At 41.9% G+C, this 26,986-nt stretch carries 26 protein-coding genes and 2 pseudogenes; 22 read left to right on the top strand and 6 right to left on the bottom strand.

Translation table 11 applies throughout. The annotated features are described in order from the left end of the window. Positions 1 to 43: 43 nt before the first annotated feature. The 5 genes from AU387_RS17775 to AU387_RS17755 are packed head-to-tail and all read left to right on the top strand — an operon-like array spanning position 44 to position 3,763. Positions 44 to 823, top strand: coding sequence for a hypothetical protein (locus AU387_RS17775; RefSeq protein WP_059293175.1), 780 nt, complete (start codon positions 44 to 46; stop codon positions 821 to 823). A 5-nt stretch (positions 824 to 828) separates the two neighbouring features. Continuing rightward, a complete protein-coding gene (locus tag AU387_RS17770; RefSeq protein WP_044156650.1) occupies positions 829 to 1,200 on the top strand; it encodes a GntR family transcriptional regulator in 372 nt (123 codons plus the stop codon). Next, on the top strand, positions 1,197 to 1,895 hold the full coding sequence (locus AU387_RS17765) for an ABC transporter ATP-binding protein (RefSeq protein WP_059336477.1): 699 nt from the start codon (positions 1,197 to 1,199) through the stop codon (positions 1,893 to 1,895). The genes AU387_RS17770 and AU387_RS17765 overlap by 4 nt, the downstream gene beginning before the upstream one ends. A 16-nt stretch (positions 1,896 to 1,911) precedes the next feature. After that, positions 1,912 to 2,829 (top strand): ABC transporter ATP-binding protein, encoded by a 918-nt coding sequence (locus AU387_RS17760; protein ID WP_044156647.1) that lies wholly within the window; start codon positions 1,912 to 1,914, stop codon positions 2,827 to 2,829. Next, positions 2,822 to 3,763, top strand: coding sequence for an ABC transporter permease (locus AU387_RS17755; RefSeq protein ID WP_044156646.1), 942 nt, complete (start codon positions 2,822 to 2,824; stop codon positions 3,761 to 3,763). The genes AU387_RS17760 and AU387_RS17755 overlap by 8 nt, the downstream gene beginning before the upstream one ends. Positions 3,764 to 3,855: 92 nt before the next feature. Here AU387_RS17755 and cspB read toward each other — a convergent pair whose 3' ends face one another. Beyond that, the gene (gene cspB, locus AU387_RS17750) at positions 3,856 to 4,059 is read right to left on the bottom strand and encodes a cold shock-like protein CspB (protein ID WP_010333511.1); all 204 of its coding nucleotides are present in this window, start codon (positions 4,057 to 4,059) and stop codon (positions 3,856 to 3,858) included. Positions 4,060 to 4,503: 444 nt separating this feature from the next. On the opposite strand from cspB, the gene AU387_RS17745 reads away from it, so the two are divergent. Beyond that, positions 4,504 to 5,334: a MetQ/NlpA family ABC transporter substrate-binding protein gene (locus tag AU387_RS17745; protein ID WP_059336476.1), complete on the top strand. Its 831-nt coding sequence runs from the start codon at positions 4,504 to 4,506 to the stop codon at positions 5,332 to 5,334. Here the strand turns inward: AU387_RS17745 and dgcK are convergent. After that, positions 5,324 to 6,415, bottom strand: a complete 1,092-nt coding sequence (gene dgcK / locus AU387_RS17740; protein WP_059336474.1) for a diguanylate cyclase DgcK — start codon at positions 6,413 to 6,415, stop codon at positions 5,324 to 5,326. The genes AU387_RS17745 and dgcK overlap by 11 nt on opposite strands. Positions 6,416 to 6,587: 172 nt before the next feature. Here dgcK and AU387_RS17735 point away from each other — a divergent pair, with 172 nt between their 5' ends. From AU387_RS17735 to AU387_RS17725, 3 genes are all read left to right on the top strand, one after another. Continuing rightward, the gene (locus AU387_RS17735; protein ID WP_044156640.1) at positions 6,588 to 7,979 is read left to right on the top strand and encodes an L-cystine transporter; all 1,392 of its coding nucleotides are present in this window, start codon (positions 6,588 to 6,590) and stop codon (positions 7,977 to 7,979) included. A gap of 335 nt (positions 7,980 to 8,314) precedes the next feature. Continuing rightward, positions 8,315 to 9,934: a ribonuclease YeeF family protein gene (locus AU387_RS17730; protein ID WP_059336472.1), complete on the top strand. Its 1,620-nt coding sequence runs from the start codon at positions 8,315 to 8,317 to the stop codon at positions 9,932 to 9,934. A gap of 11 nt (positions 9,935 to 9,945) precedes the next feature. Further along, positions 9,946 to 10,362, top strand: a complete 417-nt coding sequence (locus tag AU387_RS17725; RefSeq protein WP_059293171.1) for an immunity 70 family protein — start codon at positions 9,946 to 9,948, stop codon at positions 10,360 to 10,362. Positions 10,363 to 10,706: 344 nt separating this feature from the next. Here AU387_RS17725 and AU387_RS21810 read toward each other — a convergent pair whose 3' ends face one another. Then, a complete protein-coding gene (locus AU387_RS21810) occupies positions 10,707 to 10,880 on the bottom strand; it encodes a hypothetical protein (RefSeq protein WP_169793539.1) in 174 nt (57 codons plus the stop codon). Between the two features lie 82 nt (positions 10,881 to 10,962). On the opposite strand from AU387_RS21810, the gene AU387_RS17720 reads away from it, so the two are divergent. Both AU387_RS17720 and AU387_RS22405 read left to right on the top strand, forming a co-directional pair. Continuing rightward, a complete protein-coding gene (locus tag AU387_RS17720; protein ID WP_059293170.1) occupies positions 10,963 to 11,586 on the top strand; it encodes a hypothetical protein in 624 nt (207 codons plus the stop codon). Between the two features lie 278 nt (positions 11,587 to 11,864). Then, positions 11,865 to 11,975 (top strand): annotated as a pseudogene (locus AU387_RS22405) (hypothetical protein); the annotation flags it as partial. Positions 11,976 to 12,237: 262 nt separating this feature from the next. On the opposite strand, the gene AU387_RS17715 reads toward AU387_RS22405, so the two are convergent. Next, on the bottom strand, positions 12,238 to 12,678 hold the full coding sequence (locus AU387_RS17715; RefSeq protein ID WP_059336471.1) for a hypothetical protein: 441 nt from the start codon (positions 12,676 to 12,678) through the stop codon (positions 12,238 to 12,240). 154 nt (positions 12,679 to 12,832) lie between these two features. Between AU387_RS17715 and AU387_RS17710 the strand changes: the two genes are divergently transcribed. Then, complete coding sequence (locus tag AU387_RS17710) at positions 12,833 to 13,402, top strand: YhcN/YlaJ family sporulation lipoprotein (RefSeq protein ID WP_024120703.1); 570 nt, start codon at positions 12,833 to 12,835, stop codon at positions 13,400 to 13,402. 120 nt (positions 13,403 to 13,522) lie between these two features. Next, positions 13,523 to 14,489 (top strand): annotated as a pseudogene (locus AU387_RS17705) (gluzincin family metallopeptidase). Here the strand turns inward: AU387_RS17705 and AU387_RS17700 are convergent. Then, complete coding sequence (locus AU387_RS17700; protein ID WP_024120704.1) at positions 14,421 to 15,068, bottom strand: spore coat protein; 648 nt, start codon at positions 15,066 to 15,068, stop codon at positions 14,421 to 14,423. The pseudogene AU387_RS17705 and the gene AU387_RS17700 overlap by 69 nt on opposite strands. Positions 15,069 to 15,212: 144 nt before the next feature. Between AU387_RS17700 and AU387_RS17695 the strand changes: the two genes are divergently transcribed. Together AU387_RS17695 and srtA are read left to right on the top strand one after the other, a co-directional pair. After that, entirely contained in the window at positions 15,213 to 18,776 is a 3,564-nt protein-coding gene (locus tag AU387_RS17695; RefSeq protein ID WP_059336468.1) for a 5'-nucleotidase C-terminal domain-containing protein, read from the top strand. Continuing rightward, a complete protein-coding gene (gene srtA / locus AU387_RS17690; RefSeq protein ID WP_059336467.1) occupies positions 18,773 to 19,366 on the top strand; it encodes a sortase SrtA in 594 nt (197 codons plus the stop codon). Before AU387_RS17695 ends, srtA begins: the two co-directional genes overlap by 4 nt. Before the next feature lie 30 nt (positions 19,367 to 19,396). On the opposite strand, the gene AU387_RS17685 is transcribed toward srtA, so the two are convergent. Continuing rightward, entirely contained in the window at positions 19,397 to 20,305 is a 909-nt protein-coding gene (locus AU387_RS17685) for an RluA family pseudouridine synthase (RefSeq protein WP_059336465.1), read from the bottom strand. Between the two features lie 111 nt (positions 20,306 to 20,416). On the opposite strand from AU387_RS17685, the gene AU387_RS17680 reads away from it, so the two are divergent. The 7 genes from AU387_RS17680 to glpP all read left to right on the top strand — a co-directional run bounded on the left by AU387_RS17680 (position 20,417) and on the right by glpP (position 26,827). Continuing rightward, the gene (locus AU387_RS17680; protein ID WP_059336508.1) at positions 20,417 to 20,812 is read left to right on the top strand and encodes a YhcU family protein; all 396 of its coding nucleotides are present in this window, start codon (positions 20,417 to 20,419) and stop codon (positions 20,810 to 20,812) included. 136 nt (positions 20,813 to 20,948) lie between these two features. Further along, positions 20,949 to 21,371, top strand: coding sequence for a CBS domain-containing protein (locus tag AU387_RS17675; protein WP_024120708.1), 423 nt, complete (start codon positions 20,949 to 20,951; stop codon positions 21,369 to 21,371). A 124-nt stretch (positions 21,372 to 21,495) separates the two neighbouring features. Beyond that, complete coding sequence (locus AU387_RS17670; protein WP_044156626.1) at positions 21,496 to 22,158, top strand: HAD family hydrolase; 663 nt, start codon at positions 21,496 to 21,498, stop codon at positions 22,156 to 22,158. A gap of 15 nt (positions 22,159 to 22,173) precedes the next feature. Beyond that, positions 22,174 to 23,715, top strand: a complete 1,542-nt coding sequence (locus tag AU387_RS17665; protein WP_024120710.1) for a bifunctional GNAT family N-acetyltransferase/carbon-nitrogen hydrolase family protein — start codon at positions 22,174 to 22,176, stop codon at positions 23,713 to 23,715. 101 nt (positions 23,716 to 23,816) lie between these two features. After that, positions 23,817 to 24,731: an AEC family transporter gene (locus tag AU387_RS17660; RefSeq protein ID WP_059336463.1), complete on the top strand. Its 915-nt coding sequence runs from the start codon at positions 23,817 to 23,819 to the stop codon at positions 24,729 to 24,731. Between the two features lie 137 nt (positions 24,732 to 24,868). Continuing rightward, complete coding sequence (locus tag AU387_RS17655) at positions 24,869 to 26,221, top strand: aspartate aminotransferase family protein (protein WP_082687949.1); 1,353 nt, start codon at positions 24,869 to 24,871, stop codon at positions 26,219 to 26,221. Between the two features lie 30 nt (positions 26,222 to 26,251). Next, entirely contained in the window at positions 26,252 to 26,827 is a 576-nt protein-coding gene (gene glpP, locus AU387_RS17650; protein WP_029441192.1) for a glycerol uptake operon antiterminator GlpP, read from the top strand. Positions 26,828 to 26,986: the final 159 nt, after the last annotated feature.

Genomic DNA, 26,986 nt, shown 5'->3' with positions numbered 1-26,986 from the left:
ATTTGAGTCATACACTTCATGAGTGTTTTTAGGAGGAAAAACAATGAAACCGTTTTGGGGTTTAGTAAAAAAGGATTTGAGACTGTCAAAAATGCGGTTTTTTGCATGTCTCGGTGCAGTCATACTTTTAGCTGCCGGAAGCTTTTTATTAGAACGATTGACTGAAGAACCTTTAGCTGCTTTTGGATGCTGGGTAATGCTTGCCATTTTTCAAGTGTTTTTAGCTCCTTTGCTGATCTACAATAGTCTTCGTGTAGAGGGGAAAAACCAGCTATGGTTATATAATCCGAACGGCGCAGCCGCGCTTTTACTCTCGAAACTGACTGCCGGTCTTGTCTATCAATTTATTTTTCAGTTTTTGATTTCAGTTTACGGAGTCTTTCTTTATCAATACCTTAACTCAAAAACGCTCATTGCTGATCAAGTTCCGCTTGCAGGCACTATACTGATCTTTAATCTTTATGGGCTGGTATTTACTGCTTATCTTTCCTGTGCGGTGATCCTGCTGTGGAATGTGTTTCATTCTTTAAAATCGAGTTCTTCCCTCATCTGGCGGTTTCGCTGGTTCATTTGTATGTTACTGGGGATAGGGTGGTTTTATGCAGAGGACCATTTGATTATGCCTTGGCTGACACCGCTGGATAAACTGTATTATTTCACAACGTATGGAGATGTCGGTTTTACATACAAGGGATCCTTAGGGTGGAGCGTGGAATTAAACATCTTCCATCTTCCATATCCGTCTATTATTGTCATGCTGGTTCTGGCAGCTGTATTTCTTTTTTTGGCTTCCAGGCTCCTGCAGCGAAAAGTTGAGGTGTAGAGAACATGAGACAAGACTTTCAATCCTCTAAACCGATTTATTTGCAAATTGCTGATCAAATTTTTTATAGGCTGGTCAGACAGGAGCTTGTTCCCGGAGACAAGCTGCCGTCTGTCAGAGAAATGGCAATTCAAACAAAAGTAAATCCGAATACGATTCAAAGAACCTACAGTGAAATGGAAAGGCTGGGAATTGTGGAGACAAGAAGAGGGCAAGGGACGTTTATCGCTGACAAAGCTGAAATCGTGGATGAACTGAAAGAGAGGCTTACCCGTGAAGTGTTTGAAAGCTTTATTCATCAAATGGCAGAGCTGGGATTAACAAAAGAAGAAATGCTGGCAGGGATTAAAAAATACACGGAAGGAGGACAGGAATGAATATTGTGTTTGACAATGTGTCTAAGAGATACGGCGGCCACACGGCGCTAAACAATATATCCTTCACTTTATATCCGGGAAAAATTTACGGATTTTTGGGCTCGAATGGCAGCGGGAAATCGACAACCTTGAAATTAATCGCCGGATTGATGTTTCCTACTTCAGGATCAGTGCAAGCGGGTGAACAGCCTGTAACAAGAGACATGGTCAAACAGACGGCTTATCTAACAGAGCTAGACATGTTTTATCCCGGATTTACGGTGAAAGATATGCTCGATTTTTACGAATCACAGTTCCCTGACTTTCAGATGGAAAAAGCCTATCAGCTGCTTGAGGAAATGCAGCTGAAGCCTGAAAAAAAGATAAAGCAGCTTTCCAAGGGGAATCGAGGCCGTCTTAAAATTGTGCTGGCACTATCAAGAAAAGCTTCCGTCATTCTGCTGGACGAGCCTTTTTCCGGTCTTGATCCAATGGTCAGGGATTCAATCGTAAACAGTCTCGTTTCTTATATTGATTTTGAGCAGCAAATCGTTGTCATTGCGACACACGAAATTGATGAAATTGAAATCCTGCTTGACGAGGTCATCGTGCTCGCCGACGGAGAAAAAATGGCGCAGCGTGATGTGGAAGAGATTCGCGAGCAGGAAGGTATGTCCGTGCTGCAATGGTTTAAAACGAATATGGAAGTTTACTAGAAAGAGGAGGAATTTGATGAAAACAGTATTGGAATTAAAAAATGTGACAAAAAACATCAGAGGCCGGACGATCATTGATCATCTGAGCTTTTCGATTCGCGAAGGCGAAGTATTTGGATTTCTGGGACCGAACGGAGCAGGGAAAACGACAACAATCAGAATGATGGTCGGTTTAATGAAGCTATCACAAGGCGATGTGCTCATTTGCGGCCAATCAATCACGAAAGATTATGCCAAGGCAATCAAACATATCGGGGCTATTGTAGAGAATCCAGAGCTGTATAAATTCTTAAGCGGATATAAAAATCTCCAGCAATACGCAAGGATGGTAAAGGGTGTCACGAAGGAAAAAATTGATGAAGTGGTAGAACTGGTAGGCCTTAAAGAAAGAATCCATGATAAAGTGAAAACCTACTCTCTGGGAATGAGACAGCGTCTCGGCTTGGCACAATGCCTTCTGCACGATCCGAAAGTGCTGATTTTGGATGAACCGACAAACGGCCTTGATCCGGCGGGAATCAGAGAAATCAGGGACCATTTAAAGAAGCTGACGCGAGAAAGAGGAATGTCTGTCATCGTATCAAGCCATCTGCTGTCAGAAATGGAACTGATGTGTGACCGAATTGCGATTATTCAAAAAGGAAAGCTTATCGACATTCAGAATGTAAGAGATGAAATAACTGATGAAAAGGATACATATTTCTTCCATGTGGAGCAGCCGAAGGAAGCTGCTGCGATTCTAAAAGAATATGATTCGGTAATCAAGACAAACGGTTTGGAAATCAAACTGGCTAAAGAGGACGTCCCTGCAGTCATTGAATTGCTGGTCATGCAGCAAATCCGCATTTATGAAGTCAAAGTGATTACAAAATCATTAGAGGACCGCTTCTTAGAAATCACAGGCGAAGCAAAAGAGGAGGTTCAACATGCTTAATTTGATTTATAATGAGTGGATCAAAATTTTCAGCCGTGTCGGAACATGGGTGATGATCGGAATTCTTGCTTTGACAATGATCGGGTGGGCATTTTTAACAAACCACTTTTCGACCGATGAAGCTAATCCGAAGTGGAAAGAAACGCTTCAAGCACAAAATGCTGATTTGAAGAAGGCAATGAAAGAAGATCCTTCCCTGAAAGGACAATATGAAGAAACGATCACAATCAATAACTATCGCATTGAACATAATATCCCGAGTGACACTGGCTATACCGTTTGGTCTTATGTAACGGATTCTGCCGGTTTTACAATCCTTACTGGGCTGTTCACGATTATAATCGCAGCTGGCATCGTCGCAAACGAATTTAACTGGGGTACGGTTAAGCTGTTGATGATCCGGCCGCTCAGCCGTTTTCAAATTCTGCTTTCAAAATATATAACCGTTCTTTTATTTGGTTTCTTATTGCTGTTTATTTTATTTATGGGTTCAACTTTGCTGGGACTGGTCTTTTTCGGAACAGGCGGGGACACTGCCGCGAATGTTCATTTAATTTATAAGGACGGTCATGTATTGGAACAAAACATGCTGGGATATTTGGCCAAAACGTATCTCTCAGAATCTGTTGCGGCTTTAATGCTGGCTACGATGGCATTTATGCTGTCCGCAGTATTTAGAAACAGCTCTCTTGCTGTAGGGTTTTCCATCTTCTTATTGGTAACAGGCACGACAGCCACTGCATTTATAGCGATGAAGTTTGACTGGGCGAAGTATATTTTATTTGCCAATGTTAATCTGATGCAGTATGTAGAGGGGACACCGTTAGTGGAAGGGATGACAATGACTTTCTCTATTGTGATGCTGGCGATTTACTTTGTCGTCTTCCTGTTGCTTGCTTTCGGAATCTTTATGAAACGGGATATTGCGAACTAATGAAAAAAAGCTGTTTTGCATAAGCAAAACAGCTTTTTCTTTAAAATAAAAACTGCAGGCTTGCACCTGCAGTTTTTATTATCAATTTATGCTTACGCTTCTTTAGTAACGTTAGCAGCTTGTGGTCCACGGTTTCCTTCAACGATTTCGAAAGAAACTGATTGGCCTTCTTCTAAAGTTTTGAAGCCTTCGCCTTGAATAGCAGAGAAATGAACGAATACATCGTCTTGACCTTCTACTTCGATGAATCCGAAACCTTTTTCAGAGTTGAACCATTTTACTTTACCTTCTAACATGAAATTTCCTCCTAAAGCGATCATAACGCTTAAATTCACTATTCTTGCTCTAAAACAAACTTCCAAGACGAAAACTCTTACAAAACTTTCTTCTTAAAGATAGTTCGAACAAAAATAATTACCTTTACTCTACCAGTAATTTTGAGAAAAAACAACTGTTAAACGAAACTTTTTTCGGAAAATAACATATTATTTTTCATTTTGATATTTATTTGCCGAAATGTATCTGTTTTTTCGATACGTGATCTTATGTTTGCAGGACTTTTTACTTTAATATCTCTTTACGGAAAGGCAGGGTAATAGTAATTGACAACCCTATCTGATATGAGTAAGGTAAAGTTAACCAATGTTACAAATGACAACGTTTATCAACGAGGAGCGTCTGATTTTTATGTCTGATATAGCTTGCATGCTCTAATAAATAGATAGGAGTATGGTGTCACAATGAAAAAGTGGCTTGTATGCAGTTTTGTTCTTATTCTTTTCATTTCATTTACTGCATGCTCACCGTCAGCAGAACATGAAACGATAAAAATTGGAATTGCAGAGTCGGACGAAGCGATATGGAACTATATTGTAAAAAAGGCTGAAGCGGAAGGGCTTGATATTCAGCTGATTCCATTCTCTGATTATGCAGAATCAGATATTGCGCTGGCTAACAAAGAGATTGATGCCAATGCTATTCAATCCATTTCATATTTTCAGTCGTTTTCAAAGAAATACAAACATAAACTGGCGCCGCTCGGCACGACATACATAGCGCCTATGGGCATTTATTCAAAACGTTATCAGCGAATCAAAGATATTCCGCGCGGTGCTGTTGTTGCTGTCCCGGATGAAGCGCTCGATTTTGGGCGAGCCCTTACGCTGCTGCAGGAATCGGGTTTGCTTACTTTGAAGAACGGATTTAATGGAACCGGTTCAATTGATGTGATAAAAGATAATCCGAAACACTTGAAATTGAAAACCGTACGCCAACAGGATGTATTGAGCGGAGCCGACGTGTTTGTGATGAAAACAGCCGCCGCAAAAAAAGCGGGGCTGAACCCGCAGAAGCATACATTAAAGGGCGCCAGGCAAACCGGGAAGGAAGATATGAATGTAATTGTTGTCAGAGCTGAGGACAGAGATCGCGAAACACTGCAAACCATCCTTGAACTCTATCAATCAGATGATACAGCGGCATTTATAGAGAAAGAGTATCAAGGGATGCTTGTTCCCGCTTTTTTGCCTTTACATCGTCTTTCAGATTGGAAGAATGAATTCAAAACATGAATTCATTCTTTTTTTTGGAAAACCATACTTTGTTTCGGCCGTTTTCTTTCGCTTTATACAGCATTTGATCAGCAAGAACCGGCAAGGTTTCCGGCTTATCTGTATTTCGGGGGTAATGGGCTACTCCCAGTGAGGCCGTAACGGAAAGCTTTTCCCCGTTTGTTAATACAATCGGTGTATGACTAATCGAGTGCCTGATCCGTTCGGCGATTTGGAATGCTTTCTCAGGCGTGCAATTTGGCAAGAGGACGGCAAATTCTTCGCCGCCGATCCGTGCGGCAGGATCAGTGTTGCGGATATTTTGTTTTAGTCGGGATCCCAGCTCTTTTAGAACCTGATCCCCCTCATGATGGCCGTATTGATCGTTAATCGTTTTAAAGTGATCGATATCCATATAAATAAGCGAAAATTGTAAAGATGGAGTGTGTGCAGCCTGTTGATACAGGTCTTTTGTGATTTCTTCAAACTTTCTGCGGTTATAAATACCTGTCAAAAAGTCAAAGTGCGCCTGGAACTTATACTGTTTAAATAAAAGATGTACATTTGTTTCATGCTCGATAATATATAGGCTGAGCATGCCGCCGATAATTGAAATCAGCCAAAAGTAAAAGTGAAGCTTAAGTGAATGGATATCAACAAATACATAGAAGAAAAAGGAGATGAAACCATTTGAAATGATTAAAAGCAACAGAACGTGTTTCAGCTGAACTTTTTCTCTCCTTGATGCAATAAGTGACAGCACGGCAGCGATACAAATTGTAATCATGGAATACAGCGCTGATTCATTCAAGCTGATCAGCATGCGGCCTGCTGCGATTATTATCAGAGCTGTCGCTGTAGACACCCAGCCTCCATAAAGAGCGGCGATCATAATAGGGATATTTCTAAAATCTATGATTGAATGGTGATACGTCAAACCAAAATTCATAAGAATAACCCCGAGGAGACCGCAGGCAGTTCCTTTTATTAACTGAAAGGACAGGCGGTCTTTTTTATGTATTAACCTTTCTTTAAACAGGTGGGTGAACAGATAATTAAATGTGATTAAAATGGTCAAATTTACGAACAGTTCTTTCAGCAATATTATCACCCTTATATAAGTTACTAAAGAAAGGGGGTAATGAAAAGAACAAAAACGGTATTCATTGGGTTTTTTTATCAAAATATTGATGCTGGAATAATTCTTACTTGAACTATCGGAATTTGTGTAATATAGTATATAAGAAAAATTTTGAAGGGAGAGTTTGCCTCAATTGGAGACTTTGCTAGTCATTTTGCACGTATTTATTTTACTTTTACTCATTATTGGGCTATTTGCCATGCAGAAGAAACATGTTTCTTTTTCAAAACGTGTGTTTACTGCCCTGGGGCTGGGGATCGTTTTTGGATTTGCGCTTCAGCTGATATACGGTCCGACTTCAAACATTGTGGTTCAAACAGCCGACTGGTTTAATATTGTCGGGGGCGGATATGTCAAATTGCTTCAGATGATAGTCATGCCGCTTGTTTTTATTTCCATTCTAGGCGCTTTTACAAAGATGAAGCTGACAAAAAATCTCGGGAAAATCAGCGGTTTGATTATCGGGATTTTGGTTGCGACTACAGCGGTAGCCGCGGCGGTTGGTATTGCGTCCGCCCTTTCCTTTGATCTTCATGCGATTCAGGTTGATCAAGGAAATACAGAGCTTTCTCGAGGACAGGAGCTTGAACAGAAATCAGAGGAGATGACAGCGAAAACACTGCCGCAGCAAATGATTGAGCTGCTTCCTGGAAATCCGTTTTTGGATTTTACAGGGGCTAGACCGACATCAACTATCGGAGTCGTTATTTTTGCCGCTTTTCTGGGCATTGCATTTCTAGGTGTGAGACGGAAACAGCCGGAACAGGCTGAAACGTTCAAAAAATTGATTGATGCTGTTTACGCCATTGTCATGCGTGTTGTTACTCTCATTTTGAGACTGACGCCTTACGGTGTGCTGGCCATTATGACAAAAACGATTGCGACAAGTGATATTGACAGCATTTTGAAACTGGGTATGTTTGTCATTGCTTCATATGCCGCGTTAATTGTAATGTTTATCATCCACTTGCTTCTCCTGACGATCAGCGGATTAAATCCGGTTGTTTATTTGAAAAAAGCGCTGCCTGTACTCGTGTTTGCATTTACGTCACGATCAAGCGCAGGCGCTTTGCCGCTGAATATTAAAACACAAAGAAGCTTGGGTGTCCCGGAAGGAATTGCGAATTTCGCCGGCTCGTTCGGGCTATCTATCGGCCAAAATGGCTGTGCCGGGATTTATCCGGCTATGCTGGCGATGATGATTGCCCCGACAATCGGTCAAAATCCGTTTGATCCGGCGTTTATTATCTCAGTGATCGCGGTTGTTGCCATCAGTTCGTTTGGTGTCGCCGGAGTTGGCGGCGGAGCTACATTCGCAGCGCTGCTCGTTTTATCAGCGTTAAATATGCCCGTCGCGCTCGCCGGTTTACTAATCTCTATCGAACCGTTGATTGACATGGGACGTACTGCGCTGAATGTCAGCGGAAGTATGACATCAGGCCTGATTACCAGCAAAGTTACGAAGGAAATAGATTCTGGTGTATTCCAAGATCGATCCAATGTGATCGAAGCGGAAGAAGCCTAGTCATATTAAAACGTGTAATCCCGCGGGGGATTACCGGTTAAATTTCAATAAAAGACCCATGAATCCTGTAATATTAGGGTTTCGTGGGTTCTTTTTCTTTTTTGTGATTTATTTTTACTCCTGTTTACTCCACTTACTAAAAGTAATTAGAAATAAAGGGTCAGAAAGGATACCTTCCTGACCGTGATCAAGAAATTCTTGAAGTAGCTTTAGGAATTTAAGAGATAAGTCGCAGGTCTAAACTATCATTTTAAGGATTAATTCTTCATGACCACCCCTTCTTAATTTTCCCATGGTAATATTTTGATATTAATCTATTAAGAAAGGATATGGTCATGAAAGTATTTGAAGCGAAAACACTTCTTTCAGAATCAGAAAATCGAGCAAAAGAATACAAAGAATTAAAAAGTAAAATGGTCAAATTAAAGAAGGCCTTTAAAGCTGTTGTTGACTTAGATGATAGTGAGTTTTCAGGTAAAGGTGCAGATAATATCAAATCATTTTATGAGGATCAGGCCGGCATAGCTGATCAATGGATTGATCTGATTGAAATGAAAATTGCTTTTTTAACAAGTATTCCTGGTATCTTGGAAGATGCTAACTTATCTAATGCATACATAGAAGAATCCTTCTTAGAACATGAGTTGGTTAATGCTAATACTAAATCAAAGGCCATCATGTCTGAACAGAAAAAAGCGATTAAAGACATCTTAAATGATATACACGACATCCTTCCCCTAGATGTTTTTTCAACAGAAGACTTTAAAGATAAATTATCTTCTGCAGATAAAGAACGAAAAAACACAGTCGAGAAAATAAGTGAAGTCGATGAAAAACTAACATCTGAATATGCTCTATCAGAAACCAATGAACAAATGATTCAGGCAGATTACCAAGCCTTGATTGGAGCAACTTCAAAAGGTAAAAGTGCTTCACCCATCTATTATGATGCTAAAGCTTATAGAGACAGTGAAGTTCACAAGATGGCTGAGGATGTAAAAAAACAATCAACTGATTATATCTCCTTTAAAGATCAGCAGGCTGAACAAAGAAGGATTGCAAAAGAACAGGAGGAGCTTGAAAATCGCCCATGGTACGAAAAGACGTGGGATGTTGTTTGTAATTTTACAGGAGAAGTCTCTGGATATTATGATTATAAAAGGGCTGCCGATGGAGTTGACCCTGTAACTGGTGAAAAGCTCACTGAGGGACAACGAGTAGCAGCTGGTGCAATGGCTGCTGCGGGTTATGTTCCTATTGTGGGATGGGCCGGTAAATTAGGGAAAGGTGTAAAAGCTGTTTATTCAACAGGAAAAGCTATCTCTAAAGCCGAAAAAGCCCTCGAAGTATATAAAACACCTAAAACATTCTATGCTCTTCAAAACTCAAGTAAAGGGCTTTACGGACTTGCTTCGGCGAATGGCTTTAGTGAAGCTATAACCGGCCGAGATATGTTTGGGAATAAAATATCTGATGAACAACGACAGAATAGTCTTAATCAGGCTCTAGGTGTTCTTGGTGGATTTGGGCTGCGTGGTGTGAACAAAAAGTTAAATGCAACAAATCCTAGTGTTCCTAAAAGACCATCCTGGCGACAATCTGAAAAAGATGTTGGAAAAGATTATCCTAATTACAGTGAACAAAAGTCATTTATAAATGGCAAAGAGGTCCCTTATGGAAAGAAAGGAAGTTCCCGTCCAGACTTTTATAAAGATGAGCATAGTATAGAGGTTAAAAACTATAAGATTACTACGTCCAGTGGAAGAAGCAGATTAGTAAACAATGTTTCTAAACAAGTCGAAAAACGTCTGACTGACCTTCCGGGTAATACTAAACAAACAATAATCATAGATATTAGGGGACAATCAGTTTCTGAAGAAATAATGGACGATTTATATGATAAAATTATGAAAAAGACTAATGGGAAAGCAGATATTAAATTCAAAACCAATTAGAGGTGAACACGATGACTGTTGGGTTTAAGGTTAAATATTATTGGTATCAGGTTGGACATGGAGACTTCCTCCATTCATTTTTTTCAACTGTGAGCTATCATTTAGAAGAACAAGGTTGGGGATCGAAATATCCTCATTTATTAAATGAACTTTATCAAGGCAAACTTGAAACTAAAAACATTGAACCTGCCCTTGAAGAGTTAAAAGATATTAAAGAAAGATTGAAAGAATACAGCCCTTCACAAGTTGTTTGGGATATTGAAGACAGTAATAAACGCCCACCTTGGGGAGATAATATAAGCGAGGACATAACTGACTTATCAAATTATTTTGTTACGAGTGATGGAGAAGATTTTATAAGTCTTTTAAAGAGTGCTCTCGAAAAAGGTTTAAAAACGAAATCAGAAGTTCTTATTGATAGTATATGAAACGGGGACTACACCAATTTCAGAAGGTGAGGTTTCTGCATAAGGCTGGTTAAGCTGTATGAACACTTGCATAGCAAACCAAGGGAGGTCTCCCTATTGAGATTAAATTTTTATTATTCTTGCTGTAGCATCTAATTTAATTTCTATATTCATATTACATCAAGGTATTTCAGCATATGTTCTTGCTATTATCTTTTTATTAGCTGCTGGATATTCTACAAAATTCACTAAACCCAAAGATCAAAATAAACCAAATTGAAGCAATCTCCGTCCTCACGCATTGAACCTAACACGAAAAAAACAGACCTTTAAAGGTCTGCTTTTTACATTTGATCTAAAAAGGATTACTTTTCTGAAGAGCTACCAAAAGTAATTCTTAAAACAATGCCCATAATAATAATCGCAATTAGTCCAATAATATTAACTATTGTTGAAATGGATTCATTATCTACGAAAATATTAATAATAAATGAGCCTGCAACAATCAATAGTATCAAAAAATACAAACTTTTTTTCATAAACATCCTCCTATTTTTTAAAAAATATGTTATTATTTTCACGGAAAATAATTCTACAAAAATATTGTAAAGGAGTTTTATCGTGAAGAAAAGCATTAAACAATTGGTCATTGTAATCTGTTTCTCTCTAGTTTTCACCGCTATTACAATACCAATAGCTAACGCAAAAGAAAATTCTAATGATGTTTCTGCTGAGCAAGTTAATGTAGAAGCTCAGAACATGAAAAGAACTCTCGAACCTCTATTAGAATTAATTGATCAAATGCCAGAGGATGTTGCTGAGCAAGGAATAAACTCCGGTGTTGAATGGTTAAACGTACATAAAGGTAACGAATTTGAAGGTTATGAATTTGTTGCTGATGGAGAAAACCTAACTGCTGTTAAAACCGTACAGGAAAGTATAGGACCATTCATAGTATTGAATACATGGAGTTGCATTTCTAGTGCTGCTAAAGCTATAGCAGTAAATGCTATCCCATGGGCAAAGATCTTAAAAGTTAAAAAAGCCGCAAAATTAATGGGCGGACTAAATTCTATGACAAAAACAATTATCAGAGCTTATAAACATCAAAGAAACCTAGGACTTTCTAGAACAAATGCTATTAAAAAAGCCGTAAAAGTATCTACTAAAGCACTACCAGGTGAAACTCAAAAAGCCGTACTAGAATTCTTTAGTTTAGGTGACGTTGTTAATAATTGTTTCTAATTGTTTTAAAAACAGAAATACAAGCAGGGTAAATACCTGCTTGTATTATTTGATTATGTAATTTTAATTCCCAGGTGCCAATAAGCCATTACCTCAAATGCACCATTTGCAGCCTCGTCATCTTCTTCCTCAATCTAACCAGATCGCTGTCTTCCACATCACTAAGATTTAGCTCTTTATGTATCTCTTTCAAAATGCTGCCATAACCGATCAATCTCCTAGAAGCCAGTGCATCATCCAAATAAAATATTTGTATTTTTTCATCGGACCGAAACAGGATTTCCAACGCTTATTATATGTTGAGTGTTGAAGCAAGAAACAAAATTAAAAAAGGAGAGATTATTAATGAAACTCAGTCGAGGTATATTGGTAATAGCGGTGTTAAATAGTGTTCTGTCCTTTTCAACTTTTGAAGTGGGAACTAATAATGAAATGATAAAGATTGCTTCGGATAGAGCAGCATAAATGAAAAAATCCTTCTTTCGTTCAATATTGAACGAAAGAAGGATTTTTTTATGTTCACCAATTGTACTCCAAAATAGGTGAAAAAATATAAAAAACAAAAAAGTTTTAAAGCAAAAAACGTCTAAAAAGCCAATATAATTAACCATTTGAACCCTTATGCAATCCCATCTGGATTACACGTTTTTTTTAACGGCCGGGTTCTAAGTCTTCCAGCATTCCCATTACAGTGTTGTCATCCATTACATTCATTGCGCTTTGTTCGAAATGGATTGGCTCTGCATATTGCTGCTGTCTTTTTCTGGCTGTTGTTGTGTCCGTTTGACGATTTTGCTTAGACTGAGACTGATGCTGTTGAGGTTGGCTTTGCTGTTGGCCTCCATGCTGATGCTGACGGCCATTTTGCTGACGATTTTGAGATTGATCTTGATTATTTCCTCCAAACGCCTGTTTCATCATATCTCCAACATTAGAAAGATCCAACGACTTATTTTGAGCATTCCGGTTGTTCATTTGACCTGTAATAAACCCGCTGATTTTTTGCCGGATCTGCGGGGATAAAGTAGCAACAAGCACAGTAGAACCGATAACTAAGGCTGTAGGACTGATTCCTTTTCGCTGATTGAACAACGTGATCCCTCCTTTATAAGTGTATTGATATTTTCCCCTCTGATTAGACAAATTAACCGTTTTATTTCCCGGGAAAGCATTTCCGTTATTTTTTCATGCATATTTAGAGCCAATTAGAAAAACCTATAAGTAAAGTGATAAAGGAGGAATTCACATGCTTGGAAAAAAACAAGTCCTTGCGTCCATGCTTCTTATCCCTTTGCTTATGACTGGCTGCAGTATGGCCAATCAGGGTGAGGGCAGACGTGATAATGCAGAGCCTGAAAATGTTAACTACCGCAATCCGGCAAATGATAACGGCACAAGAAATATCAACAATGCAAATGATAGCCGTGACAACGTTGACAATAATATGACGAATAATGGTAATGACAATAACGGTAATGATAACCGTAAGTTGGAAGTTGCTGATGATGCAGCCGATAAAATTACCGATATGAAAGAAGTTAAACACGCGAATGTGATTGTTGCCGGAAATCAAGCGTATGTTGCAGTTGTATTAACAAATGGGAAAAAAGAAGTTGGAAAAGATCTGAAAAAGAAAATTTCCGATAAAGTAAGAGACACTGATAAGAACATGGACAATGTTTATGTTTCTGCAAATCCAGACTTTGTTGATCGGATGCAGGGGTATGGCGAACGGATTCAAAATGGTGATCCGATTGCAGGATTCTTTGATGAATTCAGTCAAACAGTACAACGTGTCTTTCCGCAAGCTGAATAACAGATAAAAAGCCGCATAACTTGTGCGGCTTTTTTCTTTCAGGAATGACACGCTGTGAACTAAGGCTGCATAGAGTAAAAATAAAAGGTACAAGACGGACCGGCTCAGGGAGGGAGACGTTTGCAGGGTGGCATAGGAAAGCGTGCGGCATCCGCTCTATTCCTGTGCGGAGTCCTTGTGATGCTGGCCGTAAGCTCGGCCATCGTATCAAGCACGATGTATATTCTGTCTTTGCCAGGGCAGACATCTGGGATAACGAAAGAACAAGTGACGAAGCACATGAAGAAAGAGTCATTTAAACAGGCCGATGTTTATTACACTTCTAAGGAAAAATCCTTACTGCCATTAACGAGAGAAACGCTAGAATATGCGGTGAGTATTAATCAGGTCATGCTTGAATATTCGAATCATAAGCCTATTGATATTATTTTTTTTCCTAATGAAAAACAGATGGAGGCTTATTCCGGTTTATTGGATGTTGTCGGCTTTTATTCTGAGCGGGAGCAGCTGATCGGATTATTGCCTGAAGAGAAAAAGCAGCTTTTAGAAGGTGATGATGTAGCGGTTTATCTGTATCAGAGATTATTGATTCATGAGTACACACACCATGCGTTTCATCAGAAATTACGGGAGCTCGAAGCAGATCCTGATGAGTTCCCCTTATGGTTCCATGAAGGATTAAGCGAGTGGATCGCGAACTATGAATTGCTCATAGATCCGATCACGTTTACTGTCGTGCCGTTTGACCGTTTGCAGACAGATCAGAACTGGCAGGAAGCTCGATCGGAATATGAAACCGATGTTTATTTGCAAAGCTTTTATATGATCAATGAGCTGACGGAAACATATGGGAAAGACATTATTTTGGAGATTATAAAGGAAACAGCGAAAAAAGGGGATTTTAAAAAAGGGTTTAAAGCGGCAACGCAGGATAGTCTTTATCAATTTGAAAAAGATTTTACCAGAAGGTTTGAAGAAAATGCGGCATTGGATAGTTTCTATCCAATGCCTTTTTTATTTAATGAAGTCCCTGCTGGCCCATACCGCCTTGAGTCGGAGGCATTTGTCCTTGTGCAGGGGCAAATGAATTTCTCAGTTGTTCCATATCCTGCGCGTCAAGCTGCGGAACCTGGTAATAACCATGTTTGTTTTGGTAAAGGAAAATCTCAAAAGCCATTTCGACATACTGCTGAATTTGCGCAGACAGTACACGTCTTACGGCCGGATTTGTCATTTCTAGAGAAGCCATCGTGAGCATAGATGCCTGTGCCTTAACAGCGCAAAGCATTTGGCGGCTGATGATGCTGTCATCAATGTCATTCATGGATTGAACAGGTTTCTTAGGCTGTGCCGGCTGCATACCGTAAACAGTCTGGTTGTCTTCTTTCATCATATAAGTTGCCGTTTTTTGTGAAGGCTCGCTTCCTGTTTTGAAGCACTCTGCCGTTAAGTTATATTGAGATGTAATGAATTGATATTGACGGTCAAGGATGTTTAATAATTCCTGATCCTTACAGAATTGTCTCAGCATCATAAACTGATCAAGCACAGTAAGCGTTCCGGAAAGCACCTCGTGCATATCAAACATTTCATGTCCGCCGTGATTTTGATGCGGTTTGCCTGGTATCCCTTTATTCTGTGATTGCTGCTGAAATTGCTGATCCAAACCGAATTCCTCCTTTTTTTTCAGATCAGCTGTATTTTGTGCTTGTCTGCGGTGTTTTATGCAGCGCCTGACAGGATTTATATGCTGATTGTCGAAGTGATTAGCAAATAAACGAATTATGCAAGATGTAAGGGAGGAAAACTGATGAGGCGTTTTTTGCATGTTGTTTTGATCATACTTTTCATTTTCTTGAATGTCATGTCCGCTTATGAAGCTGTAAGAGCTGCTGAGCCAGAACCAATATCGGTTGAAAAAGCGATACAGCAAAAAGAGGGGCAAGCTCTTGTCGAAGGATATACAATCGGCCAAGCCGTTTCACCTCAGCATTACAATCTGACAAGCCCTTTTTCAAATGATTATAACATTGCTATAGCGGACAGCAAAAACGAGACATCACCCGATCACATTCTTCCCGTGCAAATCCCCTCCGCATTTAGAAGCCAATTCGGACTGCAAACGAACCCGCTGCTTCTTGGGAAAAAGATAGCTGTTCAAGGCGAGCTTGAACATTATTTTAATACGACAGGTCTTAAGAAGGCTCAGTCAATAATCTTAAAGGATGACGCTGAATCCCCGCCGGCAGCACAGCCGATTACAATACAGGAAGCGCGCGGCCGAATGAATGAACATGTCACGATTAAAGGCGTTGTTACTGCCGATCAGAGCGCAATCGGAGGCGGAAAGCTGTCGACCTTTATGCAGGATGACACAGGCGGCATCAACATTTATTCGGCAGCACCAGAGAATTTCCCTGAGTTAAAAGAAGGAATGGACATTACGGTGACAGGGAAAATAACGACTTACCAAGGGCTTACTGAAATAGTTCCGGATACATCAGGCATCCGTATTACCCAATCAAATCAGCCTCTCCCTGTCCCTGAATTTTCAACGATCAATGAACTGGTCAATGGCAGCTTGGGTGATCAATATGAAGGGCGTCTTGTGACAGTCAAAGCTTATATTTCTTCCATCCCAAATTCTCAAGCAGGCGGCGGTTACAATGTTACGATGATTGATAATGATCACCACGCAATGACACTGCGTGTTATGAGGGAGACAGGTATCATTGATGAACTGACTGAGGATAAATGGTATGAAATCACTGGCGTGTTGAGCAGATATCAATCCCTTCAGCTTCTTCCGCGAAAATCAGGAGACATGAAGCTGCTTCAAGAGCAGCCTGCCCCGCCGTCTTCAGAAGGCGAATATGAAACTGTGGTTGATCGCGTTGTAGACGGTGATACCATTCATGTCAAAAAACCGATACTTGGCACGGCAAAAATCCGTTTTGTAAATGTAGACACGCCAGAAACGTACCATACACCTAAAAATGAAGCGGATGAAAATCAATTAAGATTTGGAAAGAAAGCCTCTGACTATTTAAAAACTGTTTTGTCTCCAGGAGATCACATTACTGTAAAAGTCGGCAGCGAAGCCAAGGACAGCTATGGCAGACTTCTTGGACAGGTTGTGACTGAGACAGGGGCAAATGTAAATTTAGAACTCGTGAAAAATGGCTATGCTCCAACATATTTTATTTGGCCTGTTGAAAATGAAGAGGATTATCAGGAATTTCAGGCCGCAGCCGCCACTGCTAAAAAAGAGCAAAAAGGCATTTGGGATGAAGCGGATCCTCTTATGGAAATGCCGTTTGAATTTAGAGCCAGAGACCAGGGGAAAGGGCTGACAAGGTATGTGGGAGACTCATCAAACAAGACCTATGTTTCGCCAGCAGACTGGAAGCAGGTGGCTGTGGAAAACAGGATCTTCTTTTCTTCAGCAGCTGAAGCAGAGAGTGCCGGTTACAAGAAAAAGCAAACCTCCCAAGAAAATATACCGCTTAGGATGTTAAGCATGAACGATTTACATGGGAAAATCGATCAGCAATACGAGCTTGATCTTGATGGAGACGGCACTCCAGATGGCACATTCGGACGCATGGACTATGCAGCTGCCTATTTGAAAGAAAAAAAGGCGGAAAAGAAAAACACGCTCACTGTGCACGCCGGGGATATGATCGGGGGCAGTTCGCCCGTATCATCTCTTCTTCAAGATGAACCAACTGTGGAACTGATGGAGGATATCGGATTTGATGTCGGAACTGTGGGCAATCACGAGTTCGATGAAGGTACGGATGAACTCATGAGAATGTTAAAAGGGGGAGATCACCCGAAAGGCACTAGCGGCTATGACGGACAAAACTTTCCCCTTGTGTGCGCCAATTGTAAAATGAAGTCTACCGGAGAACCCTTTTTACCGGCTTATGACGTTATAAACGTAGAGGGCATACCCGTTGCTTTTATTGGGGTTGTCACACAGTCGGCGGCAGGAATGGTCATGCCTGACGGAATAAAGGATATTGAGTTTACCGATGAAGTACAAGCGGTAAATGACGCTGCCGAAGAGCTGAAGAAAAAAGGCATCAGGGCCATTGCAGTGCTCGCGCATATGTCTGCCGAACAAAACGGCACCACAATTACAGGTGAATCCGCTGACCTTGCAAACAAATCAGATTCTGAGATAGACATCATTTTTGCAGCGCATAACCATAAGGTCGTCAATGGTGAAGTGAACGGCAAGCTGATCGTTCAGGCGTTTGAATACGGAAAAGCGATAGGTGTCGTTGATCTGGAGATTAATAAACAGACAAAAGACATCGTCAAAAAGTCGGCTGAAATCGAATACGTCGATCAAAGCAAGAAAAAACCTGATGCCAGCGCCTCAGCTATTTTAGATAAGTATCAGGCCCTTGCTGAACCGATTATCAGCAAAGTCGTCGGTGAAGCGGCTGTTGATATGGAAGGCGGTTATTCTAATGATGGCGACACACCTCTTGGGAATTTAATTGCTGATGGCATGAGAGCGGCGATGAAAACGGATTTTGCGCTAATGAATGGCGGCGGGATACGGGAAGGACTGAAGAAAGGCCCAATTACATGGGGAGACCTATATAACATTCAGCCGTTTGGAAATGTGCTGACGAAGCTTGAGATTAAAGGAAAAGATTTGCGCGAGATCATCAATGCGCAAATCTCACCGGTTTTCGGCCCTGACTACAGCATAAGCGGGTTTACGTATACGTGGGATACAGAAACAGGCAAAGCGGTTGATATAAAGATGGCAGATGGAACCGAAATCCAGCCGGATGCTACATACACTTTAACCGTCAATAATTTTATGGCGACGGCGACAGGAGCCAAATACCAGCCAATCGGATTGCTTGGGAAACATGCTGTTACAGGACCTGAGGATTTAGAAGCGACTGTAGAGTATGTCAAAAGCTTTGATAAGCCGATTTCATATACGAAAGAAGGCAGAATTAAACTGGCTGAAGACAGTCATGCTGAAGACCCAGTCACTGAAGAGCCGGCAGACAGTCCGGGAACAGACGATCCGGGAAAGGCAAATCCGACACCTGGGGAAGAACAGCCTGATCTAAGAGAGACTCCGGTTACAGCTCCGGTCCATCAGCTGCCGCCAGCAGTCATTTCGACTTTTGAAGAATTAACAGAGACCAAACAGCCTGCCACTGCCGCCGGCCGTATCAACACACTGCCTTTGCATAAAGAAAGGGAGGGAAGCGGTTTTGATCATAAGCTTCCGGATACGTCAGCAGGATACTACAACTTTATTGTGATCGGCGCAGCGGTCTCACTGTCCGGAACGTATTTATATATCAGAAGGAAAAGGAGTGCTGCTACGACGTGAAAAAATATATTCCTCTTGTGATCATTGTGATCGGTCTTGTGATCACAGGCTACGGGGGCTTCAAACTGATTGATACCAGCATGAAAACAGAGCAGACATTAAAAGAAGCAAAAAAGGCGGCTGAACAGCCGCGGGCGATACCAGGCACGAAGAAAAACGATAATCAAGCCGAGAAAAAATCATCGTTTAAGCCGAAGACCGGCCAAGCAAGCGGCATACTGGAAATACCGAAAATCAATGCGGAGCTTCCGATCGTGGAAGGGACCGATGCGGATGATTTAGAAAAGGGTGTGGGGCATTACAAGAAAAGCTATTATCCAGATGAAAACGGGCAAATTGTACTGTCAGGACATCGGGACACCGTGTTTCGCCGGACAGGAGAGCTTGAAAAAGGTGATCGGCTCAACATCATCCTTTCATATGGTGATTTCACATATGAAATTGACAAAACAAAAATCGTGGACAAGGATGATACCTCCATTATTACGCTGCAGCACGAAAAGGAAGAGCTCATTCTGACCACCTGCTACCCTTTTTCATACGTCGGGAATGCCCCGAAACGTTATATTATTTACGGAAAACGTATTTAAAGCCGCAGGACAATCCCTGCGGCTTTTCTTTCATGATAAATACGTATGGCAAAGGCTTTCTATATCAGCTGGAAGAGGTGCTTCGGCAACGACCAGCTCTTCGGTAATCGGATGAACAGCCTGTACCTTTTTGGCATGCAGCGCCTGCCTGTTAAGAAATTGGCTCCCGCCTCCGTAAAGTGTATCCCCCGTAAGTGGATGGCCGATGCTTGCCATATGCACACGGATTTGATGCGTTCTGCCTGTTTCCAGCTCTAATTCAGCAAGCGAGAGCTGTTCTCTCGCATTGATAGCAAGGGTACGGTAATGGGTGACGGCGGCTTGTCCGCCTGGCGAAACCCGCCGTCTTGTCGGGTGTGATCTGTCTTTTCCAATCGGTGAATCGATTTTGCCTTTTTTCGGTTTCAGTTTTCCTTCAACAATTGCGAGGTACGTACGCCTCAGCGTTTTTTGCTCTAGCTGCTGGTCTAAGATGGCATGCGCCAGACGATGCTTGGCGAATACGACAGCGCCTGATGTATCCTGATCAAGACGGTGGACATGGCGCACTTTGATTGTTTCTCCATTGACCTGAAAGTGATATGCGATCAAATTGGCGAGTGTGCCGGTTTGGCCTTCTTCATTGGGATGAGTGGAAATGCCAGCTGGTTTATTGACGATTAACATGTGGCGGTCTTCAAATAAAATATCAAGCTCTCCATACTCAGGTATGACGGAGGACTCTTCGTTTTCCTGAAGATCAATAAACAGGCGGTCACCCTTTTTTACGAGTATGTTGTTTTTGACAGGCTCGTGATTGACCTTTATATTGTGATAAGTCATCCATTCTTGGATAACGGGTTTAGAAGCTTTGAGCTCTGTTTTCAGCACAGAAAACAGCCATTGTCCGTCCTGTTTTTCACTGATTATCAGCTCTAGCCCTTTGCCTTTTTCTTTCATGATCAAATGGCTCCTTTTTTGCGCGAAAGGCCGCTGCTTCTCATAGGAAACACTTACCTTAACATTCGCGTTTTTTTCTGTGATATTCTTGAGAAAGACTTTGGATATTCGATGGCAAGAAAGGTGATAGACGTGAGAATCGTGAACGCAGCAACTGAAGAACAGGAATGCTTTATCAAGGAACTGTCAATGGAGCTTTTCCATCATGTATTTCCTCTTTATTTCTCCGAACTGGACATTCAGCGCTTTAAAAAGAAAGGCGTTCTGTCTTTAAATAACCAATATTACCAAGGAACATTAAAAGAAGCTTTTCAAATTATGGCTTGTCTGCAAATGATACATATTATTCTGACAAAGCCTTCACCGCACGATGACTTGAGTGATCAAGCTATTTTTGATAAAAACAGCAAGATGCTGAATGATTGCGGAGTATATTTTCCGTTTGCTTTATCTGATTTTCAACCGAAAACAAACAATGCCTTTTCGGGTCACAGAAGGCTGATATAATCTGCGGCAAGAGCTTTTCCATTTTGAGAAAAGCTCTTTTTGCATCAGAGAAATCATACCACAAATCCTTTCCTGCAACTCCCTTTTTAATCATCCGGTGTCTGAACATACTAATGATTGAAAGGGGTGCTGACCAATGAGTTCAGTTAAACATTCAATGACAACGCAGGTAGCAACCGTTTCTCCGAATCAAACGATTCAGGAAGCGGCTTCTCTGATGAAACAGCATAACGTCGGGGCGGTTCCCGTGGTAGAGCAAGGTGTTTTAAAAGGAATGCTGACTGACCGTGACATTGCATTGAGAACCACAGCTCAAGGCCGAGATGGCCAGACACCCGTTTCAGAAGTGATGTCAACAGACCTCGTATCAGGAAATCCTAATATGAGTCTGGAAGACGCGTCGCATCTGATGGCCCAGCACCAAATCCGCCGCCTTCCTATTGTAGATCAAAACAATCTAGTCGGGATCGTTGCGCTTGGAGACCTGGCTGTCAATCAGATGTCGAACGAGTCTGCTGGAGAAGCGCTGACAAACATTTCTCATCAAAACTTGCATTAATAAGAAAGAGCTTGCAGTGTGCAGGCTCTTTCTTCACATAAACCCTTACTTTTTGAAAGCAGAGACGTTTCGGGGTATAGTGTATACATATATGTCTCAATTCGGGCCAAAGGAGTTGTACGCAGTGATAAAAGCGTTAATTTTTGATTTTGATGGGCTTATTCTTGATACAGAAACACATGAATATGAAGTCCTTCAGGAAATTTTTGAGGAACATGGCTCAGTTCTGCCGTTATCCGTTTGGGGCAAGGTTATCGGAACAGCGGCGGGATTTCGGCCATTTGAATACTTAGAAAAACAGATAGGCAAAAAGCTGAACCATGAAGAGCTGACAAAACTGAGAAGAGACCGGTTTGCAAAACGCATGGAAACAGAAAAAGCGAGACCTGGTGTTGAAGCGTATCTGAATGCGGCAAAGGATTTAGGCTTAAAAGTAGGACTGGCTTCCAGCTCAGATTATAAATGGGTATCCGGCCATTTGAAGCAACTTGGCCTGTTTGACGAATTCGAAGTGATTCAGACAGCTGATGATGTAGAAGAGGTCAAGCCCAATCCCGAGCTGTATTTGTTAGCGGCAAAGAATCTTGGAGTATCGCCGTCGGAATGTCTCGCATTCGAGGATTCCGTCAATGGTTCGATTGCTGCCAAGCGAGCGGGCATGAAGTGTGTAATCGTTCCGAATCAAGTAACAGGCACCTTGATGTTTGAAGAATATGATCACAGGCTCGAATCAATGGCGGAGATGGAGCTCGCCCTATTGCTTGATCATCTGAACGCACAAAACTAGAAAGGAGCGAGTAGATTGTCTGAGAAATTAGATTTGACCCGTTTTGAAAAGAAAATGGTCATCCGTAATATCGAAGAGAAAGATATCGACAACATTATAGACCTTCAAAAGGACTGCTTTCCAGGCATGGAGCCGTGGAAGCGCGAGCATTTAATCAGCCATCTGGAGCATTTTCCGGAAGGGCAGTTTTGTGCAGAATTCGAAGGTGAAATTATCGGTTCGTGCTCAAGCCTCCTGATTAATTTTGATGAATATGATGACCGCCATACGTGGCAGGACATTACAGATGACGGATACATCACCAATCACAATCCGGATGGCTTAAACATGTACGGGATCGAGGTCATGGTGCATCCTGATTACAGACGGATGAAAATCGGCCATCGTTTGTATGAGGCAAGAAAGGATTTGGCAAGACGTTTAAATCTGAAAAGCATCATCATAGGCGGACGGATACCGAACTATCATAAATATGCTGATGAAATGACTGCGAGAGAGTATGTTGAACAGGTAACACGCCATCAAATTTACGATCCTGTCCTTTCTTTTCAGCTGATGAACGGTTTTACCCTGATGCGGATTAACCCGGATTATCTCCCGGATGATACAGCTTCAATTAAATATGCGACGCTGATGGAATGGAATAATGTCGATTATCTGCCGCAGCAGACAAAGCGTTATTATAAATCGGCCTTCCCTGTGAGAATTTGTGTCATTCAATACGAAATGAAAAAAATCTATTCCTTTGAGGAATTTGCGAATCAAGTAGAGTACTATGTCGATGTCGCATCTGACGCGAGGTCTGATTTTGCAGTGTTCCCGGAAATTTTCACAACCCAGCTGATGTCCTTCCTTGAGGAACGTTCACCAAGCTTGGCGGTACAGAGAATTACCGAGTATACTGAGGATTACATCAGTCTGTTTACAGACTTGGCTGTTAAGTATAATGTCAACATTATCGGCGGATCTCATTTTGTAGAAGAGGAAGGGAAAATTTATAATATCGCCTACCTGTTCAGACGCGATGGAACGATTGAGAAGCAATATAAACTGCATATTACGCCTAATGAACGCAAATGGTGGGGAATCAGCGCGGGCGACCAGGTACGTGTGTTTGATACGGACTGCGGGAAAATTGCGATCCAAATTTGCTATGACATTGAGTTTCCTGAGCTTGCCCGCATTGCGGCCGATAAAGGCGCAAAAATTATTTTTACGCCATTTTGTACGGAAGACCGCCAAGGCTACTTGCGTGTCAGATACTGTTCACAGGCAAGAGCGGTCGAAAATCAAATTTATACCGTCATTTCCGGAACGGTTGGAAACCTGCCGCAAACTGAAAATATGGATATCCAATATGCTCAGTCCGGCATCTTTGCCCCTTCTGATTTTGAATTCGCAAGAGACGGCATCGTTGGGGAAACCAACCCGAATATTGAAATGGTCGTCATTGGCGATGTTGACTTAGAAATTCTAAGAAGACAGCGCCAAAACGGAACGGTGCGCCAGCTCAAAGACAGACGCCGCGATATTTATCATATTCACTATAAGAAATAATCCGGAAACCCGCCTGAATTGGCGGGTTTTTTTAAAAAAACTCTGCCATGCTTTCTTTAAAATAGAATTTAATGTGTGTACATCGGAAAAGAAGGTGCCTTATGGAGTTTCTGCTTGTTTTAGTCCCTGTTTTCGGAATCTTCGCAATTGGTTATATCGGACAGAAAACACTTGGTTTTGATATTCAGACACTGTCCAAAATGTCCTTATATTTAATGTCTCCTTTTTTGGCTTTTGATACGTTTTATTCAAACGAGCTGACGATGGACTATGTGTATCTGTCTATTTTTGTGCTGGGTCTATGCCTGGTTCTTGTGCTGTTGGTCTCCTTTTTATCCTTTTTACATAGGTATCCGAACCAAGATCGCTGTGCCATGATTCTCTCATCAGCCTTTATGAATAACGGCAATTACGGCACGCCTGTCGTACTGCTTGTGTTTGGGACGGCGGGGCTGGATACGGCTGTTGTGTTAATGGTGCTGCAGCAGTTAATTATGAGTACTATCGGCATGTATTACGCTGCAAAGGGCGGTTCGGAGGAAGGCGGATGTAAAACGGTGATGACTCGGGTTATCCGTATGCCTGTGGCGTACGGAGCACTTTTAGGCGCAATTCTTCAGCTTATGCATATTTCAGTCCCTAAAGAGTTAATGACAGGCATTGAACTGGTCGGAAATGCGACGATTCCGGCGATCATGATTATTCTTGGCATGCAGCTTGCGCTGATCTCTTTCAGGAATATTGAATACAGAAAAATTTCTTATTCTCTGCTGCTGAAGCTGATGGTATCACCGTTAATTGCGCTGGCCTTCACATTGATTTTGCCTGTGGATGACATGACGAAGCAAATTATGATCCTCGTAGCGGCCATGCCGACCGCTGCCAATACGACCTTAATGGCCGTTCAGTTTAATACAAGGCCCGAAGTCGTTTCCAGTGCCACTTTTATCAGCACAATGCTGAGCATAGTCACTTTGCCGGTCCTGCTCTGGATGCTGCATCCTCTTTCTTCTTGATGAAAGAGGATGTTTTAATTACCCGGCGGTTTATTGACTCCTTTGTCGTCTGGCTTTATATTGAAGTCAGGGAAATCATCACCTAGACTTCACATAAGAGAAGGTCTGTTTCAATTTATTTATTGAACGCTAATGAAATGGAGATGATGGGTATGGGAAACATTCAGCAAAATCAGGGATTAAAGCAAAAGGATGAGCAATTCGTGTGGCATGCTATGAAGGGAGCGCATCAAGCGGACAGTCTGATTGCCCAAAAGGCGGAAGGAGCCTGGGTGACTGATATAGACGGACGCCGCTATCTTGATGCGATGTCCGGTTTGTGGTGCGTTAATATTGGTTACGGCAGAAAAGAGCTTGCGGAGGCTGCCTATGAACAATTAAAGGAACTGCCGTATTACCCGTTAACGCAAAGTCACGCACCTGCGATTCACTTGGCGGAGAAGCTGAATGAGTGGCTTGGCGGCGATTATGTGATTTTCTTTTCCAACAGCGGATCGGAAGCAAATGAAACCGCTTTTAAGATCGCTCGCCAGTACCATCTGGAAAACGGTGACCACAGCCGTTATAAATTCATCTCTAGATATAGAGCCTATCACGGCAATACGTTGGGAGCGCTCTCTGCCACCGGCCAGGCACAGCGGAAATATAAATATGAACCGTTAAGCCAAGGATTTCTGCACGCCGCCCCGCCTGATGTCTACCGAAATCCTGAGGACGCCAATTCATTAGAGAGCGCAAATGAAATTGACCGCATCATGACATGGGAATTAAACGAAACGATTGCCGGTGTCATTATGGAGCCCATTATTACTGGCGGAGGCATTTTAATGCCGCCGGACGGATATATGAAGAAAGTGGAGGAAATCTGCCGCCGGCACGGCGCCCTGCTGATTTGTGACGAAGTCATCTGCGGATTTGGGCGGACTGGCGAGCCGTTCGGATTTATGCACTACGGCGTGAAGCCCGATATCATTACAATGGCGAAAGGGATTACAAGCGCGTATCTGCCATTGTCAGCGACCGCGGTTAAACGGGAGATTTTTGAAGCATACCAAGGAGAAGCTCCTTATGACCGTTTCCGCCACGTCAACACATTCGGCGGCAGCCCGGCAGCCTGCGCATTGGCTTTGAAAAACCTGCAAATTATGGAGGATGAACAGCTGATTCAGCGATCCCGCGATCTCGGAGCAAAGCTTTTAGGTGAGCTTCAGTCGTTGAGAGAACACCCTGCAGTAGGGGATGTAAGGGGAAAAGGGCTGCTGGTCGGAATCGAACTTGTCAAAGATAAGCTGACTAAAGAGCCGGCTGGCGCTGACCAAGTGAACCAAGTGGTTACGGCATGCAAAGAGAAAGGGCTGATCATCGGCAAAAACGGCGATACAGTCGCCGGATATAACAATGTCATTCAGCTCGCCCCGCCATTTTGTCTGACAGAAGAAGACCTTGCATTTATCGTAAAAACGGTGAAGGAAAGCATACTGACGATTTGATACAAAAGTGATTTGTTAAAGGAGCACACTATGAGTTTTCACAACCAGCCTATTTTACCGGCTATTCGCAATATGAAGCAATTTGATGAGTTTTTAAACAGCTCGTTTTCGTACGGCGTGATACTTGATATTCATCTCGGACAATTAAAGGGCGTGATCAGAGAGGCGCAAAAGCACGGGAAGAAGATGATGGTGCATGTCGATTTAATTCAAGGGATCAAACATGATGAATACGGAGCGGAATTCATCTGCCAGGATATCAAGCCAGCGGGGATTATCTCAACAAGATCAAACGTGATTGCAAAAGCGAAGCAGAAGAAAATCTATGCAATCCAGCGTTTGTTTCTGCTTGATACAAGCGCAATGGAAAAAAGCATGGAGTTTGTCGGCAAGCATAAGCCTGACTTCATTGAAGTGCTGCCGGGCATCGTGCCGTCACTTATTCAGGAAATTAAAGAGAAAACAGGTATCCCTATCTTTGCGGGAGGTTTCATCCGCACAGAACAAGATGTAGAACAGGCACTGAAAGCTGGTGCCGTTGCTGTTACCACATCTAACACCAAATTATGGAAAAAATATGAAAACTTTTTGACAGAAAGTGATTGACACCGCTTTCATCCGCTGATACAATTGCACTAGGTTAATACAATGTGATGGAGAATCCGGAGACCCACAGCAGCTCTTTACGGTAAAAGTTATACATCCGTAAAGCGGTTTGTTGTGGTTTTTTTATTCTCTATCATACTTCTTAATCGCAACCTTAGG

This window comes from Bacillus halotolerans (assembly GCF_001517105.1).
GTDB classification, from domain to species: domain Bacteria; phylum Bacillota; class Bacilli; order Bacillales; family Bacillaceae; genus Bacillus; species Bacillus halotolerans.
Note: the sequence above shows the minus strand (reverse complement) of the source record. Positions and strands in the feature narration are given on the sequence as shown.

What these genes read in the sequence shown, in the direction of transcription:
- AU387_RS17775 (WP_059293175.1), top strand. Translation starts at nt 44, where the DNA reads ATGAAACCGTTTTGGGGTTTAGTAAAAAAGGATTTGAGACTGTCAAAA.
- AU387_RS17770 (WP_044156650.1), top strand. Translation starts at nt 829, where the DNA reads ATGAGACAAGACTTTCAATCCTCTAAACCGATTTATTTGCAAATTGCT.
- AU387_RS17765 (WP_059336477.1), top strand. Translation starts at nt 1,197, where the DNA reads ATGAATATTGTGTTTGACAATGTGTCTAAGAGATACGGCGGCCACACG.
- AU387_RS17760 (WP_044156647.1), top strand. Translation starts at nt 1,912, where the DNA reads ATGAAAACAGTATTGGAATTAAAAAATGTGACAAAAAACATCAGAGGC.
- AU387_RS17755 (WP_044156646.1), top strand. Translation starts at nt 2,822, where the DNA reads ATGCTTAATTTGATTTATAATGAGTGGATCAAAATTTTCAGCCGTGTC.
- cspB (WP_010333511.1), bottom strand. Translation starts at nt 4,059, where the DNA reads ATGTTAGAAGGTAAAGTAAAATGGTTCAACTCTGAAAAAGGTTTCGGA.
- AU387_RS17745 (WP_059336476.1), top strand. Translation starts at nt 4,504, where the DNA reads ATGAAAAAGTGGCTTGTATGCAGTTTTGTTCTTATTCTTTTCATTTCA.
- AU387_RS17730 (WP_059336472.1), top strand. Translation starts at nt 8,315, where the DNA reads ATGAAAGTATTTGAAGCGAAAACACTTCTTTCAGAATCAGAAAATCGA.
- AU387_RS17725 (WP_059293171.1), top strand. Translation starts at nt 9,946, where the DNA reads ATGACTGTTGGGTTTAAGGTTAAATATTATTGGTATCAGGTTGGACAT.
- AU387_RS21810 (WP_169793539.1), bottom strand. Translation starts at nt 10,880, where the DNA reads ATGAAAAAAAGTTTGTATTTTTTGATACTATTGATTGTTGCAGGCTCA.
- AU387_RS17710 (WP_024120703.1), top strand. Translation starts at nt 12,833, where the DNA reads ATGCTTGGAAAAAAACAAGTCCTTGCGTCCATGCTTCTTATCCCTTTG.
- AU387_RS17695 (WP_059336468.1), top strand. Translation starts at nt 15,213, where the DNA reads ATGAGGCGTTTTTTGCATGTTGTTTTGATCATACTTTTCATTTTCTTG.
- AU387_RS17685 (WP_059336465.1), bottom strand. Translation starts at nt 20,305, where the DNA reads ATGAAAGAAAAAGGCAAAGGGCTAGAGCTGATAATCAGTGAAAAACAG.
- AU387_RS17680 (WP_059336508.1), top strand. Translation starts at nt 20,417, where the DNA reads ATGGCAAGAAAGGTGATAGACGTGAGAATCGTGAACGCAGCAACTGAA.
- AU387_RS17675 (WP_024120708.1), top strand. Translation starts at nt 20,949, where the DNA reads ATGAGTTCAGTTAAACATTCAATGACAACGCAGGTAGCAACCGTTTCT.
- AU387_RS17660 (WP_059336463.1), top strand. Translation starts at nt 23,817, where the DNA reads ATGGAGTTTCTGCTTGTTTTAGTCCCTGTTTTCGGAATCTTCGCAATT.
- AU387_RS17655 (WP_082687949.1), top strand. Translation starts at nt 24,869, where the DNA reads ATGGAGATGATGGGTATGGGAAACATTCAGCAAAATCAGGGATTAAAG.
- glpP (WP_029441192.1), top strand. Translation starts at nt 26,252, where the DNA reads ATGAGTTTTCACAACCAGCCTATTTTACCGGCTATTCGCAATATGAAG.